The 17370-nt window shown below is 71.4% G+C and carries 15 protein-coding genes; 12 read left to right on the top strand and 3 right to left on the bottom strand.

The window, feature by feature from the left end:
* The first annotated feature begins 103 nt into the window (after positions 1 to 103).
* From AXZ95_RS08565 to AXZ95_RS08550, 4 genes are all read left to right on the top strand, one after another.
* Complete coding sequence (locus tag AXZ95_RS08565; protein WP_018190619.1) at positions 104 to 1777, top strand: HAD family acid phosphatase; 1674 nt, start codon at positions 104 to 106, stop codon at positions 1775 to 1777.
* A 54-nt stretch (positions 1778 to 1831) separates the two neighbouring features.
* Positions 1832 to 2029, top strand: coding sequence for a hypothetical protein (locus tag AXZ95_RS08560; protein ID WP_018190618.1), 198 nt, complete (start codon positions 1832 to 1834; stop codon positions 2027 to 2029).
* Between the two features lie 66 nt (positions 2030 to 2095).
* A complete protein-coding gene (locus AXZ95_RS08555) occupies positions 2096 to 4048 on the top strand; it encodes a carboxypeptidase regulatory-like domain-containing protein (protein ID WP_018190617.1) in 1953 nt (650 codons plus the stop codon).
* A gap of 23 nt (positions 4049 to 4071) precedes the next feature.
* A complete protein-coding gene (locus tag AXZ95_RS08550; RefSeq protein ID WP_018190616.1) occupies positions 4072 to 4875 on the top strand; it encodes an alpha/beta hydrolase in 804 nt (267 codons plus the stop codon).
* A 178-nt stretch (positions 4876 to 5053) separates the two neighbouring features.
* Here the strand turns inward: AXZ95_RS08550 and AXZ95_RS08545 are convergent, their stop codons facing one another.
* Together AXZ95_RS08545 and AXZ95_RS08540 are read right to left on the bottom strand one after the other, a co-directional pair.
* Positions 5054 to 6454 carry an MFS transporter gene (locus AXZ95_RS08545; RefSeq protein ID WP_018190615.1) on the bottom strand — a complete coding sequence of 467 codons (1401 nt, stop codon included), beginning with the start codon at positions 6452 to 6454 and terminating at the stop codon, positions 5054 to 5056.
* A 125-nt stretch (positions 6455 to 6579) separates the two neighbouring features.
* Positions 6580 to 7458: an oxidoreductase gene (locus tag AXZ95_RS08540; RefSeq protein ID WP_018190614.1), complete on the bottom strand. Its 879-nt coding sequence runs from the start codon at positions 7456 to 7458 to the stop codon at positions 6580 to 6582.
* A gap of 102 nt (positions 7459 to 7560) precedes the next feature.
* Between AXZ95_RS08540 and AXZ95_RS08535 the strand changes: the two genes are divergently transcribed.
* The 3 genes from AXZ95_RS08535 (at position 7561) to AXZ95_RS08525 (ending at position 11900) form a co-directional block, all read left to right on the top strand.
* On the top strand, positions 7561 to 8445 hold the full coding sequence (locus tag AXZ95_RS08535; RefSeq protein WP_018190613.1) for a helix-turn-helix transcriptional regulator: 885 nt from the start codon (positions 7561 to 7563) through the stop codon (positions 8443 to 8445).
* Between the two features lie 69 nt (positions 8446 to 8514).
* Positions 8515 to 11091, top strand: a complete 2577-nt coding sequence (locus tag AXZ95_RS08530; RefSeq protein WP_051087274.1) for a DUF4062 domain-containing protein — start codon at positions 8515 to 8517, stop codon at positions 11089 to 11091.
* Positions 11088 to 11900 (top strand): hypothetical protein, encoded by an 813-nt coding sequence (locus tag AXZ95_RS08525; protein ID WP_018190612.1) that lies wholly within the window; start codon positions 11088 to 11090, stop codon positions 11898 to 11900. The genes AXZ95_RS08530 and AXZ95_RS08525 overlap by 4 nt, the downstream gene beginning before the upstream one ends.
* 71 nt (positions 11901 to 11971) lie before the next feature.
* Here AXZ95_RS08525 and AXZ95_RS08520 read toward each other — a convergent pair whose 3' ends face one another.
* Positions 11972 to 12808, bottom strand: a complete 837-nt coding sequence (locus AXZ95_RS08520) for an alpha/beta hydrolase (RefSeq protein ID WP_018190611.1) — start codon at positions 12806 to 12808, stop codon at positions 11972 to 11974.
* Positions 12809 to 12907: 99 nt separating this feature from the next.
* On the opposite strand from AXZ95_RS08520, the gene AXZ95_RS08515 reads away from it, so the two are divergent.
* From AXZ95_RS08515 to AXZ95_RS08495, 5 genes are all read left to right on the top strand, one after another.
* The gene (locus tag AXZ95_RS08515) at positions 12908 to 13477 is read left to right on the top strand and encodes a TetR/AcrR family transcriptional regulator (protein WP_018190610.1); all 570 of its coding nucleotides are present in this window, start codon (positions 12908 to 12910) and stop codon (positions 13475 to 13477) included.
* 122 nt (positions 13478 to 13599) lie between these two features.
* Positions 13600 to 14385: a 2-oxo-hept-4-ene-1,7-dioate hydratase gene (gene hpaH / locus AXZ95_RS08510; protein ID WP_018190609.1), complete on the top strand. Its 786-nt coding sequence runs from the start codon at positions 13600 to 13602 to the stop codon at positions 14383 to 14385.
* On the top strand, positions 14370 to 15182 hold the full coding sequence (locus AXZ95_RS08505) for an aldolase/citrate lyase family protein (RefSeq protein ID WP_018190608.1): 813 nt from the start codon (positions 14370 to 14372) through the stop codon (positions 15180 to 15182). The genes hpaH and AXZ95_RS08505 overlap by 16 nt, the downstream gene beginning before the upstream one ends.
* Before the next feature lie 77 nt (positions 15183 to 15259).
* Entirely contained in the window at positions 15260 to 16693 is a 1434-nt protein-coding gene (locus AXZ95_RS08500) for a fumarylacetoacetate hydrolase family protein (RefSeq protein WP_018190607.1), read from the top strand.
* Positions 16675 to 17370 carry a GntR family transcriptional regulator gene (locus AXZ95_RS08495; protein ID WP_018190606.1) on the top strand — a complete coding sequence of 232 codons (696 nt, stop codon included), beginning with the start codon at positions 16675 to 16677 and terminating at the stop codon, positions 17368 to 17370. The genes AXZ95_RS08500 and AXZ95_RS08495 overlap by 19 nt, the downstream gene beginning before the upstream one ends.

Here is a 17370-nt window from a genome sequence, read left to right as displayed (position 1 = left end):
TTCGCTTCCGCTCGCGTCGACCCTTCGCTAGGCTGCTCCCGGCCCCCGAATGGGGGCAGACATCCAGGCCACACGACGGCCGCCCGATGGCGAAGGTGCGATCATGTCCGACTCCCTCCACTCCCCCTCCCGGTTCCGCCGCGTGTTCATCGGCGCCGCGAGCGCTCTCGTGCTCGCGCTCGGCGTCGGCCTGGCGGACGCCCCCGCAGCGCTCGCCTGGGATCCGGGGCCCGGAAATGGACACGGCCACGGCGACACGGCTCTCACGCCGCGCACCTCGTTCACCATGGCGCCCGACGGCTCGAGCGGAGCGACCCAGGGCGGCGAAGGCATCCCGAACATCGACTCCGACAAGAAGACGATCGCCACCTACTACGGCGACCCCGGCACCGGCATCGCGAACAAGACCGACTCGCCGTACATCCGCGAGCTCGGCGGCATCCTCGCCCGCGAGAAGGCGGAGCTCAAGGCCGAGTACGACCGCGCCGTGCAGCAGGGCCAGAAGCCCGCGATCGTCTTCGACGCGGACGACACGACGCTCTGGACGTACGACATGGAGGTCGCGGACATGCACTTCCAGTTCAACCCGGCCGAGCAGGATGTGTGGGTCCAGGGTCAGCGCTTCCCTGCCACTCCCGGAATGGTCGACTTCGTGAACCAGGCCGCCGCGCTCGGGTACACGGTGTTCGGGCTGACCGGGCGAAACGACAACCAGAAGGCCGCCACCCTCGGCAACCTCGACAAGGTCGGCTACACCGCGTTCACCTCCGACCGCTTCTACACGAAGTGGACCGGCACCGGCGCCTCCCAGCAGCCCTCGTACATCACGTGCGCGGCGGCCAGCTGCACGACCGTCGAATACAAGGCGCTGACGCGGAAGCACATCCAGGACCTCGGCTACACGATCACCCTCAACGTCGGCGACCAGTGGTCGGACCTCCAGGGCGGCTACGCGGAAGAGGCGCTCAAACTCCCGAACCCGACCTATTACCTGCCGTCGCCGGACCTGCCCGGCGTCTCCGAGCCGCAGCTCGCCCCGCGCACCCACTTCACCATGGCACCCGACGGGTCGAGCGGAGCCACCGAGGGCGGCGAGGGCATCCCGAACATCGACTCCGTCAAGAAGACCATCGCCACCTACTACGGCGACCCGGGCACGGGCATCGCGAACAAGGCCGACTCGCCCTACATCCGTGAGCTCCGCTCCATCGTGCTGCGCCAGGCGCCGGTGCTCGCCGCGACCTGCTTCGTCGAGAAGAAGCTGCACAAGAACCCGGCGATCGTGCTCGACACGGACGACACCACGCTCTGGACGTACGACATGGAGGTCGCGGACATGCACTTCCAGTTCGACCCGGCCGAGCAGGATGTGTGGGTGCAGCAGCAGCGCTTCCCGGCCACGCCGCACATGACGACCCTGGCGGCCGTCGCCCAGAAGGCCGGCTGCACGCTGATCGGCCTCACCGGGCGCAACGACGACCAGAAGGCCGCGACGCTCGGCAATCTCGCGAAGGTCGGCTACACCGGCTTCACCGCGCAGAACTTCTACACGAAGTGGACGGGCGTCGGCGCCTCGCAGCAGCCGTCGTACATCACCTGCGCGACCGCCAAGTGCACGACCATCGAGTACAAGTCGCAGACGCGGGCGCACATCGAGTCACCCTCCGGCGGCCGCTACGACATCGTCGCCAACTTCGGCGACCAGTTCAGCGACCTGATCGGCGGCTACGCCGACCGGACCGTGAAGCTGCCGAACCCGACGTACTACCTGCCGTAACCCGCCGTCCGCTCGGCCGTGACCGAACCATCCCCGCCCGGATAGGCTCGGAGCATGGTCGAGCGGACGAACGGTTCCCCCTGGTTCTTCATCCTGGGAGTCGCACTCGTCGTCATCGGGCTCGCGGGTCCGCTGCTGGTGGATGCGCTGGCCGGAGAGACGCAGTGGCTCGTGCGCGGCGCCGGCGTGCTCGTGGCGATCGGCGGCGCGGTGCTGATCGGCTTCGGCGTGCGGCGGCGGCAGGGGCGCTGAGGTCCTCGTCGGCGCCTGCTCCGCTGGTGCTAGACGCGGCTTGAGACCAACGGCTAGCCTCGCCGGGTGAGCCGTCCGACGCGCACCACCGCCCGATCCGCCCTCGCCGGCGCCGTAGCCGCCGGCCTCGTCGCCGCGTCGGTCCTCCTGACCTCCCCCGCCTCCGCGGCCACCGTCGCCCAGTGGGCGTCCTGGTCCACCACCGGACCGGGGTCGTACACGATGCAGGTCGCGAACACTCCGCGCCTCAGCGCGACCGTCAGCACCGACTCCCGCAGCGGGCAGATCGGTGTGATCTCCGGAACCAGCACCTGGCTCGCCGCAGGCACCCCGGTCGGCCAGAAGTACGGCTCCAGCCAGAACCAGCCGTACCTGAACCTGCGGCCGAAGGCGGACACCCCGACCGCGCCATCCACGACGACCTACGCGTTCGCGGCAGCGACGCCGACCAGCGGTTGGGCCTTCGTGCTGGGCGACATCGACGCCGACGCCGTCCAGGTACGCGCGATCGGGCCGGATGGGATCGCGCTGACGGCCGCGCAGCTGGGCTACCGCGGCGGCTTCAACTACTGCGCTCCCGGACTCGCCGGCAAGCCGTCCTGCACCGGGTCGGCCACCGACGTGCCCGTCTGGGACGCCGCGACGACGACTCTGACCGGCAACGCAGCCGCGATCGACACCAGTGGTGCCGCCGCGTGGTTCGAGCCGAGCGCGCCGATCAGCGCTCTCACCTTCGTGTACCGGCAGCGCTCCGGCTTCCCGGTGTTCCAGACCTGGTTCACAGCACTGACACGCGACATCACCGGAACCGTCACCGCCTCCACGGGGTCGATCACCGGCACCGTGCTCACCCTCCGCGACGCGGACGGCGAAGTCGTCGCGACCACGACGCCGCTCGCCGACGGCACCTATGCCTTCACGGGCGTGCAGGCGAGTGCGGGCTACACGGTCTCGGTCACCCCACCCGCCGGGTCGATCGCCGACGGCGCGGTCACCCTGCCCGCCGACCTGTCGACGCAGGATGCGGTGGCCGACTTCGGCATCCACGTGATCATCCCGGTCGGCGTCGGCGGCACCGTGCGCGACACGGCCGGAGATCCGATCGCCGGAGTCACCGTGCAGCTCGACACCGGCGCGACGACCACCACCGGCCCCGACGGCGTGTACCGGTTCGAGGAGGTGCCGACCGGTCCGCACACGGCGACCGTAGCGGTCCCGGCCGGGTACACGTTGGCCGTGCCGCCTCCGCCGTTCGCCGTGCCCATCGGCAGTGAGGACCCGATCGACGGCCTGGATGCGGTGCTCCAGGAGAACCCGGACATCACCGGTCGCGTCACCGACGCGGGAGGCGGGGTGGCCGGTGCGGTGGTCACCGCAGTGCTCGCCGGCGGCGGCACCGTGAGCGTCGTGACGGGCGCCGACGGCAGCTACACGCTCCCGCGCTTGACGCCGGGCTCGTACACGATCAGCGTCACGCCCCCGCCAGGGACGACGGTGGTCGGCCCTGCGTCGCAGAGTGTGACGGTCGCCTCCACCGACATCGGCGACGTGGACTTCGCCCTCGCCAGAGCGGGTGCTGTCGAGGGCGTGGTGAGCGCCGGCAGCGCTCCCGTTGCCGGCGCCGCGGTGCAGCTGACCGGCCCGGTCAACGCAGCGTTCACCACAGGCACCGACGGAGCCTTCGCGCTCGGCGGCCTGCCGGCGGGCACCTACACCCTCACGGTGACGCCTCCCGCGGGCTACACCGTCACGGGTGCGGCGACGCGCACGTTCACGATCACCGCGGCGGGCGAGGCGGTCGACGACCAGGACTTCGCGCTCGTCGCGCCGGTCACGCCGCCGCCGACGGGCGTCGGGCCTGCGGGTCCCGGGGCGGGGACGAGTTCGTCGGCGACGGTCGAGCTCGCCGACAGCGGCTCGGATGCAGGGGCGTTCGCTCCGGCGGGGCTGCTCGGTATCGCGGCGCTGATGCTCGGGCTCGTCTCGCTCGTCGGCTCGCGCCGGCATCGGCACTCGTGAGGGCAGGGGCTACGCTGCACACCATGAGCACCCTCGCCTCCGCCGACGGCAGCACGATCGCGTACGAGATCGACGGGACAGGCCCAGCCGTGATCCTCGTCGACGGCGCGATGTGCTTCCGGGATGCCGGACCTATGCGCCCGATCGCCGCCGCTCTCCGCGACCGGCTCACGGTCGTCCTCTACGACCGTCGCGGTCGCGGCGACAGCGAGGATCGGCTCGCGGATCCGACCGCACGCGCGGACGCGGTCGCGCGCGAGATCGAGGACATCGCCGCGCTCGTGGATGCTGCGGGTGGCTCGGCGACGCTGTTCGGCATGTCGTCGGGCGGCGCCCTCGCTTTGGCCGCCACCGCAGCCCTCGGCCCGGACCGCATCCCGCGCACCGCCGTCTACGAGCCGCCGTACCTGCCCGACCCGATGCTCTCCTCGGCGACCGCCTACACGAGCGAGCTCGGGGCGGCGCTCGCGGCGGACGACCGCGCCAGCGCCGTCGAACTGTTCCTCCGCCGCGTCGGTGTGCCCGACGCCGGGATCGAGGGAATGCGCCGCTCGCCCGGCTGGGAGAGCACGCTTGCCCTCGCCCCCACCCTCGCGTACGACGACGCCGCGATGGGCGACAGCCGCATCCCGGACGACCTACTGCAGGCGATCAGCGTGCCGGTGCTCGGCCTCGCGGGCGAGCAGAGCCCCGGCTTCCTGCGCTTCGGCGCGGAGGGCGTGGCCGCTGCCGCCCAGGACGGCGAGTTCGCGATCGTGGCGGGCCAGACGCATGACGTGTCGGGCGAGGCCGTGGCGCCCCACCTCATCCACTTCGTCGCGGGCTGACCCCTCGACATTCGTGCCGAATGTGCGCTTTCAGCGCGCCATTCCGCACATTCGGCACGAATCTCAGCCCTCCCGGGACACCCCCGCGTCACGATTTGGCGCAAATCTCGGTTTTGGGACGCACATAACCGAGATTTGGCGCAAATCTCAGGCCCGATGGGCGAGACGAGGTGGCGCGTCAGCCGCGCACCGGCTCCGGCGCCTCGGCGCGACGGCCGACGCCGCGGATCGGGCTGGCCGCCTGCTCCGCCTCGTGATCGGGGCCGAGCGGGATGCCGGTGCGGTCGCGCAGCAGCAGGGTCGCGATGAGACCGAGGAGCGTCATCCCGGCGAGGTACCAGGTGACCGAGAGGGTGCTCCCGGTGGCCTGCACCAGCGCCGTCGCTATGGTCGGGGCGAACGCACCGCCGAGGATGGCGCCGATCGCGTACGAGATCGAGACGCCCGAGAAGCGGATGGATGCCGGGAACAGCTCCGAGTAGAGCGCCGCCTGCGGTCCGTACGTGAAGCCGAGTCCGATGGTGAGGATGGCGAGGCCGAGGAACAGCAGGCCGATGTTCCCGGTGTTCACCAGCGGGAACAGGGCGAACACGCCGACCAGCTGCAGGATCCACCCGATGATGTAGGTGGTGCGGCGGCCGATGCGGTCGCTCAGCCAGCCTGCGAACCAGGTGGCGGCCAGCCAGGTCACGGCGGAGGCCGCGACCGCCCAGAGGACCGGTCCGCGGTCGAGCTTCAGCGGCCCCTCCGGATTGGTCGCGTAGTTCTGGATGTATCCCCCGGTCGTCATGTAGCCCACCGCATTGTTGCCGGCGAAGACCAGGGCGGCGACGATCACGAGCAACGCGTGCTTGCGGAACACCTGCACGATCGGCATGCGGGTGCGCTGGCGCCGCTCCGCGATCTCGGTGAAGACCGGGCTCTCCTCGACGCGACGTCGCACCCAGTATCCGATCGCGATGAGCACCACGGAGAACAGGAACGGCACCCGCCAGCCCCAGGCGAGGAAGGCGTCGCCGGGGGCGATGACCGTCATCAGGGCCATCGCGCCGGAGGCGAGCAGCAGGCCGAGGGGAACGCCGATCTGGGGCGAAGCCCCGAACAGCCCGCGCCGCGCGGTCGGCGCGTGCTCGACCGCCATGAGCACGGCGCCGCCCCACTCGCCGCCGGCCGAGATGCCCTGGAGCACGCGCAGCAGCACCAGGAGGATGGGCGCCGCGATGCCGATCGCCTCGTACGTCGGCAGCAGGCCGACGAGGGCGGTGGCGAGTCCCATCAGGATCAGCGTGACGACGAGCACCTGCCGACGGCCGTAGCGGTCGCCGAAGTGTCCGGCGAGGAATGCGCCCAGCGGACGGAACAGGAAGCTCACGCCGACCGTCAGGAACGACAGGACCGTGGCGAACTGCGGCCCGGCGGGCGCGAAGAACAGCTGGCCGAAGACGAGGCCGGCCGCGGAGGCGTAGATGAAGAAGTCGTACCATTCGACCGTCGTTCCGATGACGGTGGCGAAGACGACCCGGCGGCGATCCGTCTGCGAGCGGATGCTGCCCGTCGGCGTGAAGGGGGATGTGCTCATCGTTGTGTACTCCCAGTGCTGCGACATCGTTGTCCCGGAGCGGCGCTCCGATCCGCCAATGATATACGATTTCGCATTCGAAGCAATGGGGTCCGTGAGATCGAGCGGGCACATCCCCCCAGGGGTCAGCCGACCGCGTCCAATTCGGCGATCGCGTCATCCGACAGTTGCAGCCCGGCGCCCGCGATGTTGTCGCGCAAGTGCGCCACCGACGAGGTGCCCGGGATCAGCAGGATGTTCGGCGAGCGGTGGAGCAGCCACGCCAGGGCCACGGCGAGCGGCGTCGCACCGAGCCGCTCGGCGACCGACGCGAGCGTGCCCGACTGCAGCGGCGTGAAGCCGCCGAGCGGGAAGTACGGTACGTACGCGATCCCCTCGCGGGCGGTCCGGTCGACCAGCGCGTCATCCTCCCGGTTGGCGATGTTGTAGAAGTTCTGCACGGTGACGACCGGGGCGATGGCCTGTGCCTCGGCCAGCTGCTCCGCACTGACGGTGCTCAGCCCCAGGTGCCGGATGAGCCCCTCCCGCTGCAGGTCGGCGAGGGCGCCGAACTGCTCGGCGATCGAGCCGGGCTCCGGGCGGTCGAACCCGCCGACGCGCAGGTTGACCACATCCAGCGCGTCGACCCCGAGCGAGCGCAGGTTCTGGTGCACCTGGTCGCGCAGCTGCTGCGGCGAGCGCGCGTGCGGCCAGTTGCCCTCCGCATCCCGCTCCGCCCCGACCTTCGTGACGATGTGGAGCGTGTCGGGATACGGCGCGAGCGCCTCGCGGATGAGCTCGTTGGTCACGTGCGGGCCGTAGAACTCGGCCGTGTCGATGTGGGTGACGCCCGCCTCCACAGCGGCTCGGAGCACCGCGATGGCCCCGTCGCGGTCGGCCGGCGGCCCGAAGACACCCGGACCGGCGAGCTGCATGGCGCCGTATCCGAAGCGGGTGAGGTCGAGGTCGCCGGTGCGATAGCTGCCACCGGGGAGGGCGGCGCGAGTGGTGTCGATGTCTGTCATGGCATCCACTCTCCGGCCTCGGCGGCGCGCCAGGCAGTACCGCGACGATCCTGGGGATGGAAGGACCTGGATGCGCTCACCGCGCGCTCCTAGACTCGCGCTGTGGCCACCTCCCGCTCCGAACCGAACTCCCTCGGCGAGTACCTCCGCGCCCGGCGCGAGCTCGTCGATCCGGCGTCCGTCGGCCTCCGGGTCACGGGTGTCCGACGCACACCCGGGCTCCGCCGCGAGGAGGTCGCGACGCTCGCCGGGATCAGCGCCGACTACTACCTGCGGCTCGAGCAGGGCCGCGACCGCCACCCGTCCGCGCAGGTGCTGACCGCGCTCGCGCGCGTCTTCGCGCTCGACGCGGCGGCCACCGAGTACCTCCTGAGTCTCGGCGAGCCGCAGCCCGCGCGCGTCCGCCGCCCTGCCCGTCGGACGGTGCCGAAGGGCATCCTCCAGCTGCTGGAGGTGATCGAGCTTCCCGCGTTCGTGGAGGACCGGATGTTCGACGTGCTGGCCGCGAACCCGCTCGCGACCGCCCTCTCCCCCAGCATCCGCCCGGGCGAGAACCGCCTGCGCTCCCTCTTCCTCGACGAGGACGAGCGGGCGCTGTATCCGGACTGGGAGCAGGCGACCGCCGGGCTGATCGCGTCGTTCCGCGCCTCGATCGGCAGCGACGTCGACGACCCGCGCATCGCCCAGCTCGTCGGCGAGCTCTCGCTGGGCAGCGAGCATTTCCGCAAGCTCTGGGCGCGGCACGATGTGCGGGGGCTCGGCGGTGGCGCCGCCCGGCTCGCCCATCCCCGGGTCGGGATGCTGGAGCTCAACCGGCAGAAGCTGCCCATCGGCGACTCGGGCGGGCAGCTGCTGGTGATCTATCACGCCGAGGCGGCCTCGGCGTCCGCCGCAGCGCTGCGCGAGCTGGGTGCGTCGGCGTCCGCCCTCCAAGCGACCACGCAGTCGGAGCCCGCACCCGCACGCTCGTCCCACGGCTCGCGCTGAGTCCGACCTGTCGGGGCCGTCCGCACAGACCTCTGGTGCACCCCGGGGTGCGTGCAACAGAATGCGTGCATGAACGGCGTCCCGCGGGTGATCCGCACGCCGGACCAGCGGCTGCGCGTCTTCGTCAGTTCGACCCTCAAAGAGCTCGCCCCGGAACGCCGGGCCGCGCGAGCCGCCATCGAGCGCCTGCATCTCGCTCCGGTCATGTTCGAGCTCGGCGCCCGGCCGCATCCCCCGCGGGAGCTGTACCGCGCCTACCTCGACCAGAGCGACGTGTTCGTCGGGCTCTACTGGGAGCGGTACGGCTGGGTCGCGCCGGACGAACAGGTCTCGGGGCTGGAGGACGAGTACAACCTGTGCCCGCCGCAGCTGCCGCGCCTGATCTACATCAAGGATCCGGCCCCCGCCCGCGAGGCGCGGCTGACCGAGCTGCTCGACCGCATCCGTGCCGACGACCGTGCCTCCTTCAAGTACGTCGAGTCGGCCCAGGAGCTGCAGGTGCTGCTGGAGGCGGACCTCGCCACCCTCCTCGCCGAACGTTTCGAGCTGAGCAGGCTCGCGACCTCTCCGCCGCATCCCGTCGCCTCGACCGCGCCCGTCACGACGCCGGCCCTTCCGTCGCCGCTGACCCGCCTGATCGGGCGCGAGGCCGACGTCGAGGCGGTCCGCGCGATGCTCGGCGGCGGCGCCCGGCTGGTCACGATCACGGGTCCCGGCGGGATGGGCAAGAGCCGGCTGGCCATAGCGACCGCCTCCGACCCGGGCGACCGCTTCCCGGACGGCGCGGTGTTCGTCGACATCTCCCCCGCGCACGATGCCGCCGGTGTGGTCGGCGCGCTCGCGCAGGCTCTCGGGGTCCGCGACACCGGCGACGCACCGCTCGCGGACAAGGTCACCACCGCGCTTCGCGATCGCCGCGTGCTGCTCGTGCTCGACAACTTCGAGCAGGCGCTCCCCGCGGCACCGATCATCACCTCGCTGCTGGCTGCCGCGCCCGGCGTCTCGGCGATCGTCACCAGCCGGTCGCTGCTCCGCGTCGGCGGCGAGCGGCGGTACGAGCTCGAGCCTCTCCCGCCCGACGAGGCGATGAGGCTGTTCGTGGAACGCGCCCACGCCGTCCGGCCGGATTTCGAGGTCACGTCGTCGAACCGCGGCGACGTCGGCCGCGTCTGCACGGCGCTGGACGGCGTCCCTCTGGCGCTCGAACTGGCCGCGGCGCGCGTGCGGGTGCTGCCGCCGTCCGAACTCGCGCGGCGGCTCGACCACCGCCTCCCGTTGCTCGTCGGAGGCGCCCGCGACCTCCCGGAGCGCCAGCGGACCCTCCGCGCCACGATCGACTGGAGCGCCCAGCTCCTCGACCCGCCGGAGCGCACCCTCCTCGCCCAGCTCGGCGTCTTCGCGGGCAGCTTCTCGTTGGAGGCGGCGGAGTCCGTCGCCGGGGCGGTGGCCGCCGACGGCGAGGCACCCGACGTGCTCTCCGCCCTGGCCGTCCTCGTCGACAACAGCCTGGTGCGCCAGCACGAGGACACCGCCGCCGCGCGCTTCTCCTTGCTCGCCGTCGTGCGCGAGTACGGGATCGAGCAGCTGGAGCGGGAAGGCACGCTCGCCGCCGTCCGCGACGCGCACGCCGCCTTCTTCCTCGCGCTCGCCGACCGGGCCGACGCGGGGCTCGAAGGCGCCGCGCAGCACGACTGGGTGGTGCGGCTCGGCGCCGACACGGGCAACCTCCGCGCCGCCGTCCGGCACCTCCTCGACCGGAGGGACTGGTCACGGGCCGCACATCTGGCCTGGGCGCTCTACGTGTACTGGTGGGTCGCGGGCCTGCTCGGCGAGGTGCGCGGATGGATGGACGAGGTCCTCGCCGCCGACGAACTGCTGGACGACCGCACGCGCGCCATCGCCCTCTACTTCACCCAGGCGATCACGTTCTGGCAGGATCCGGGCGGCACTGTCGCCGCGGGCCTCACCGAGAGCGCCGAGCTCTTCGGCCGTTCCGACGACCCCGACGGCGAAGCGCTCGCCCTCATCTCGTTCGCGCTGGCCGTGCTCGCCTCGCCGCAACCGGATCCGTCCGCCGCGGACGACGCGATGGACACCAGCCTGCGGCTCTTCCGCGGCCGCGGCGACCGCTGGGGCCAGGCCATGGCGCTCGTCATGCTCGGGAGGGTCGCCCTGCTGCGCGAACGGGTGGATACGGCACTCGGGCACTTCGAGGAGAGCCTGGCCCTCGCCCACGACAACGGCGACGAGCTGGGCGTGACGATCGCCCAGCACCACCGCGGCTGGGCTCGGCTACTCCTCGGCGATGCAGCAGGGGCGACATCCGACTTCTCTGCCTGCCTGGCGCTCTCCACCAGGCTGGGCCACGTCGAGGGCATCGCCTACGGTCTGGAGGGGATGGTCGCGGTCGCCGCGCTCTCCGGTGACGTCCGCCGGGCCGGCCGCCTGCTCGGGGCGTCGCGTTCGCTGCGGGAGCGCACCGGGCTGTACAACGTGCCCGTGTTCTCCTTCCATCAGCTGTTCGTCGACCGGATGCTGGCTGCCGCCTCCCCCGCGGATGCCGTCGCCTTCGAGTCCGCCATCGGGGAGGGCCGGTCCCTGCCCGCCGATCGCGCCGTCGCCGAGGCGGAGGGACACGACGCATGAGCGACCGCGTGCACCCGTACACGCGCGTCGTCGGCGCGATCATCATCCCGTTCCTGGTCGCCGCCTTCGTGCTCCTCTATCCGCTGGCCGACACCACCGACCGGCTGTTCGCGTGGACCATCCGCCCGCCGATCACCGCGATGCTGCTGGGCAGCGCCTATGCGGGAGGCATCGTGTTCTTCGTCCACGTGGTTCGGCCGAACCGCTGGCACGCCGTCCGGCACGGCTTCCCCGCCGTCCTGCTGTTCGCCACCCTGCTGGCGGTCGCGACGTTCCTGCACTGGGACCGCTTCCATTTCGGGCACCTGTCGTTCATCGTCTGGGTGACGCTGTACGTGACCACGCCGTTCCTGGTGCTGGCCGCGATGATCGTGAACCGCGGGGAGGACTCCGGAGCGGTCGACCAGCGGGATGCCGTCCTGCCCGGCTGGGTGCGCATCCTGCTCGCCCTCATCGGGCTCTGCTCGCTGGTCGTCGGGCTGATGCTGTTCGTGGCTCCGCAGCTGGCCATCTCGATCTGGGCCTGGCCGCTGACGCCGCTCACCGCGCGGGTGTGCGGTGCCATCCTGACCCTGCCCGGCATGGTCAATCTGTGGATGCTGGGCGACTCCCGGTGGAGCGCGTTCCGGCAGATCTTCCAGGCGCAGCTGGTGGCGCTCGCGCTGATGCTGCTCGCCCTCCTGCTCCGCGGCGGCGAGCTGCTGTGGTCTCGGCCGTCCGCCGCTCTGCTCGTCTGGGGACTCGTCGGTTCGTTCGTCGTCTACGCGGCGCTCTACGTGTGGGCGGAGCGCAGGCGGCTGCGCACCTGACGCACGCACGACGAAGCGCGGCGCGGACCGCCCGAGGTCCGCGCCGCGCCACTCCTGGCCCGTGGGGCGGGTTACTTCCGGAGGAAGGTCAGGAGCGCCTCGGTGACCTCGGCCGCGTGGGTCCACAGCAGGCCGTGCGGCGCACCCTCGACCTCCACGTAGTCCGCCTGCGGCAGGAGCTTGTGGAAGGGACGGGCGGTCGCGTCGATCGGGAGGATGTTGTCGGCGGTGCCGTGGAGGATGAGCGCAGGGACGTCGATCTTCGCGATGTCGGCACGGAAGTCGGTGAACCAGGTGAGCGGAGCCGCGGCCGAAGCCACCGCCCCGCTGCCGGCGGCGACGTTCCAGCTGTTGCGCACGGCCTCCTCGCTGATGCGGGTGCCGAGGTTCTCGTCGAGGTTGTAGAAGTCCTTGTAGAACTGCGTGAAGTACGCGTAGCGGTCGGCCTTCACCGCATCCACGATGCCCTCGAAGAACTCGCGCGGCGCGGCGCCGTCGGGGTTGTCGTCGGTCTTGAGCAGGTACGGCTCGAGAGAGGCGAGGAAGGCGACCTTGGCGACGCGCTCGGAGCCGTAGAGCCCGAGGTAGCGGCCGACCTCGCCGGTGCCCATCGAGAAGCCGACGAGCACCGCGTCCCGCAGGTCGAGGGTGTCGAGCACGACCTTGAGGTCGGCGGCGAACGTGTCGTAGTCGTAGCCGGTAGTGGCCTGGCTGGAGCGGCCGAATCCGCGGCGGTCGTACGTGATCACGCGGTAGCCGGCGTCGAGCAGTGCGGCTGTCTGCTTCTCCCACGAGTGGCCGTCGAGCGGGAATCCGTGGATCAGCACGACCGGCTGGCCGGAGCCGTGGTCTTCGTAGAAGAGCTCGATGGGAGTGCTGTTCTCGGTCCCGACGGTGATGTACGACATCGTGTCGCATCCTTTCTTCGACTGGGCGAGAACGATCGTTCTCGCCGGTGATCCGACTCTAGCGAGAACTATCGTTCTCAGTCAAGCTACAATCGGAGAATGGCGGATGAAGAGATGTGGACCCGGATCGTGGACGCTGCCGACGCGCTCTACTACGCGCGCGGTTTCCACGCCGTCGGCATGGATCAGGTACGGGATGCGGCGGGCGTGTCGCTGCGACGGCTGTACCAGCTGTTCCCCTCGAAGGACGACCTCGTGCTCGCGGTGCTCGCGAAGCGTCACGATCTCTGGACCGACGGCGTCGCCGCGAGGGTCGCGACCGTCGACGGCGCCGAGGCGCGCCTGCTCGCGATCTACGACTACCTGGCGGACTGGTTCATCGAGGACACCTTCCGCGGGTGCGGCTTCATCAACGCGTTCGGCGAGCTCGGCGCGGCCGACCCGCGCGTGGCGGAGGCCGCCCGGCGGCACAAGGAGTCGTTCCAGACGTTCGTCGCCGAGCTCGCCGCCGAGGCGGGGGCGTCGCCCTCGCTCGCGCCGCAGCTGGCGATCCTCGCCGAGGGCGCGCAGACCACGGCCGCGATCGCCGGGACGCCCGACGCCGCGGCCGACGCGCGCGCGGCCGCCCAGGTCCTCATCCGCGCGGCGCTCCCAGCCCCCACGGCCTGACCGCCTTCCCTGCCTCCCGGCCGGAGCGCATTCACAGGCGGGGCGCCTGGCCGCGGTGTACAGGAAGATATACGATCCACTCGGGGCATCGCGCCCCTCCTCCGACGTCGAAGGGACTCCGAGTGCTCGATCGCCCGACCATCCAGGCCATCGCCGACGAACTCGCGACCGCCGAACGCGACCGCACGACGGTCCCGCTGCTCACCGCCCGCCATCCGGACATGACGGTCGAGGATTCGTATGCGGTCCAGCGTCTGTGGGTCGAACGCGGACTCGCCGAGGGACGCAGGCTCGTCGGCCGCAAGATCGGCCTCACCTCCAAGGTCATGCAGCAGGCGACCGGCATCACCGAGCCCGACTACGGCGCGATCTTCGCCGACATGGTCTACGAGACGGGCTCCGTCATCCCGTTCGACCAGTTCTCGAACGTGCGCATCGAGGTCGAGCTCGCGTTCGTCCTCGGCGAGCCGCTCGAAGGCCCCGACGTCACCCTGTTCGACGTGCTCAGCGCCACCCGGTACGTCGTGCCCGCCCTCGAGATCCTGTCGTCGCGCATCGAGATGCAGGGCCGCACGATCGTCGACACCATCTCCGACAACGCGGCGATGGGCGGCATGGTCGTCGGAGGCCGGCCGGTGGCGGCGGATGAGGTGGACCTGCGCTGGGTCTCCGCCCTGCTGTACCGCAACGAGACCATCGAGGAGTCCGGCGTCGCCGCGGCGGTGCTCGACCATCCCGCCACGGGCGTCGCCTGGCTCGCGAACAAACTCGCCCAGCATGGCGGCCGACTCGAGGCCGGCGACATCGTGCTCGCCGGTTCGTTCACCCGCCCGATGTGGGTCGAACGCGGCGACACCGTCCACGCCGACTACGGAACCCTGGGAGCCGTCACATGCCGATTCGTCTAGATGCCGCGCCGACGTTCGCCGACCGTCTGCGCGACGCCGACCGCACGCTGTTCGGGATGTGGTCCTGCGCGGGCAGCCCGCTGGTCGCCGAGATCTGCGCGGGCAGCGGGCTCGACATCGTGCTGATCGACGGGGAGCACTCCCCCGTGAACCTCGAGTCGATCCTCGCCCAGCTGCAGGCGGTCGCGCCGTACCCGGCGGTTCCGGTGGTGCGCGCCCCGATCGGCGACCCGGTCGTGATCAAGCAGCTGCTCGACCTGGGCGCCCAGAACATCCTCGTCCCGATGGTCGACAGCGTCGCCCACGCCGAGGCCATGGTGCGCGCGGTGCGCTACCCGCCGCACGGCGTCCGCGGCGTCGGCAGCGCACTCGCACGATCTTCGCGCTGGAGCCGCATCCCCGACTACCTCGCCCGCGCGAGCGACCTCGTCTCGCTTACCGTGCAGATCGAGACGACCGAAGGGCTCGAGCAGGCGGCGGCGATCGCGGCGGTCGACGGCGTGGATGCGCTGCTCGTCGGCCCCGCCGACCTCGCGGCCTCGATGGGCCTGCTCGGACAGCAGAACCATCCCGACGTCGTCGCAGCCGTCGAGTCCGTGATCGCCGCCGGCCGCGCGGCGGGCACCCCCGTCGGCGTGAACGCCTTCGACCCGGCGACGGCCGACCGCTATGCGGCCGCCGGTGCCGCGTATGTGCTCGTCGGCGCCGACGTCACCTTGCTCGCGCGGGCGTCGGAGGCACTTGCGGACCGTTTCATCGGCGCGACGCCCGACTCTCCCGCTCCGGCCGCGTACTAGCTTGAAGAGGCTCCAGCGATTGTATATGATCTCGAATACGGTCCCAGACCGTCCCCGACGATGAGGAGGCACCACCCGTGACGGACATCCCCCGCCCCGGCAAGATCATCGCGGTACACCTGAACTACCGCTCGCGCGCCGCACAGCGCGGACGCACCCCCGCGCAGCCCTCCTACTTCTTCAAGCCCTCCTCCTCCATCGCCGAATCGGGCGGCGAGCTGGAGCGCCCCGCCGGCACCGAGCTCCTCGCCTTTGAGGGCGAGATCGCGCTGATCATCGGCCGCCCGACCCGCCGGGTCTCCCCCGAGGACGGCTGGGCTGCCGTCTCCGGCGTCACCGCCGCGAACGACTTCGGCCTCTACGACCTCCGCGCCGCTGACAAGGGCTCCAACGTCCGCTCGAAGGGCGGCGACGGCTTCACGCCCCTCGGCCCCGCGGTCCTCCCGGCCGCCGACCTCGACCCGGACGCCCTCCGCGTCCGCACCTGGCTCAACGGCGACCTGGTGCAGGAGGGCACGACCGACGACCTGCTCTTCCCGTTCGGCCGCCTTGTCGCCGACCTCTCCCAGCTGATGACCCTGGAGCCCGGCGACGTCATCCTGACCGGCACCCCGGCGGGCTCGTCGGTGACGACCCCCGGCGACACGGTCGAGGTCGAAGTGGATGCGCCCACAGCGCCGGGCGCGCCGACCACCGGCCGCCTGGTCACCCGCATCACCGAGGGCAGCATCCCGTTCGGCGACTTCGGAACCACACCCAGCGTCGACGACCATCAGCGCTCCGAGGCGTACGGCACACCCCCGGAGCCGTCGTTCACCCTGACGGACGAGCTGCGAGCGAAGCTCGCGAGCGTCGCCACCGCCACCCTCAGCTCCCAGCTCCGCAAGCGCGGTCTCGACAACGTCTCCATCGACGGCCTGACCTCCACCCGGCCCGGCACCCGGGTCGTCGGCACCGCTCGCACGCTCCGTTACATCCCGAACCGGGAGGACCTCTTCGCCTCGCATGGCGGCGGGTACAACGCGCAGAAGCGCGCGTTCGACTCGGTCGGGCCGGGTGAGGTGCTGGTGATCGAGGCCCGCGGCGAGCGCGGAAGCGGAACCGTCGGCGACGTCCTCGCCCTGCGCGCGCAGGTCAACGGCGCGGCCGGCATCGTCACCGACGGCGGCGTGCGCGACCTCGCGGTGGTCGCCTCCCTCGACATCCCGACCTACCACAACGGCCCGCATCCGGCCGTGCTCGGCCGCAAGCACGTGCCGTGGGACACCGACGTGACCATCGCCTGCGGCGGCGCGGCCGTGCAGCCGGGCGACGTGATCGTGGGCGACGCGGACGGGCTGCTGGTCATCCCGCCCGCCCTGGTCGAGGAGGTCGTCACTGACGCGATCGAGCAGGAGCGCGAAGAGGAGTTCATCGCCGAGCAGGTGGCGGCCGGCCACCCCGTCGACGGGCTGTTCCCGATGAACGCCGAGTGGAGAGAGAGGTACCGCGCATGGCAGACGCAGCGCTGAAGGCCGCGGCCCCGAGCAAGTCGCAGCTCGCGTACGAGTTCATCCGGGCCCGCATCGACGACGGCCGGTACGTCTCCGGATTCCGGCTCGTGCTCGGGCAGATCGCTGGCGAGTTGGACATCAGCGTCGTCCCCGTGCGGGAGGCCATCCGCCGGCTGGAGGCGGAGGGGCTGGTGACGTTCGAGAAGAACGTGGGCGCCCAGGTCGCCCTGCTGCACGAGGCCGAGTACACGTACACGATGGAGACGCTCGCCCTCGTCGAGGGCGCCGCGACCCAGATGTCCGCTCCCCTGCTGACCACCGACCACCTGGAGCGGGCCAGGGCGATCAACCGCGAGATGATCGCGTGCCTCGACGACTTCATCCCGCACCGGTTCACCGAGCTCAACCAGCAGTTCCACGCGGTGCTCTTCGAGGAGTGCCCGAACCCGCACATCCTCGACCTGGTGCACCGCGGCTGGAACCGCCTGACCGTGCTGCGCGACTCGACGTTCAGCTTCGTTCCCGGCCGTGCCCGCGAGTCCGTCGACGAGCACGAGCACATCGTCGAGCTGATCGAATCCGGCGCCGAGCCGCTCGAGATCGAGCTCGCCGCCCGGCGCCACCGGCTCGCCACCCTGGACGCCCTCCACCGCCGCCAGGAGCAGGCGGCCGCGAGCGAACAGCAGCAGCCGTGA

Source organism: Leifsonia sp. 115AMFTsu3.1, from assembly GCF_004362795.1.
Classification (GTDB): Bacteria; Actinomycetota; Actinomycetes; order Actinomycetales; family Microbacteriaceae; genus Leifsonia.
Note: the sequence above shows the minus strand (reverse complement) of the source record. Positions and strands in the feature narration are given on the sequence as shown.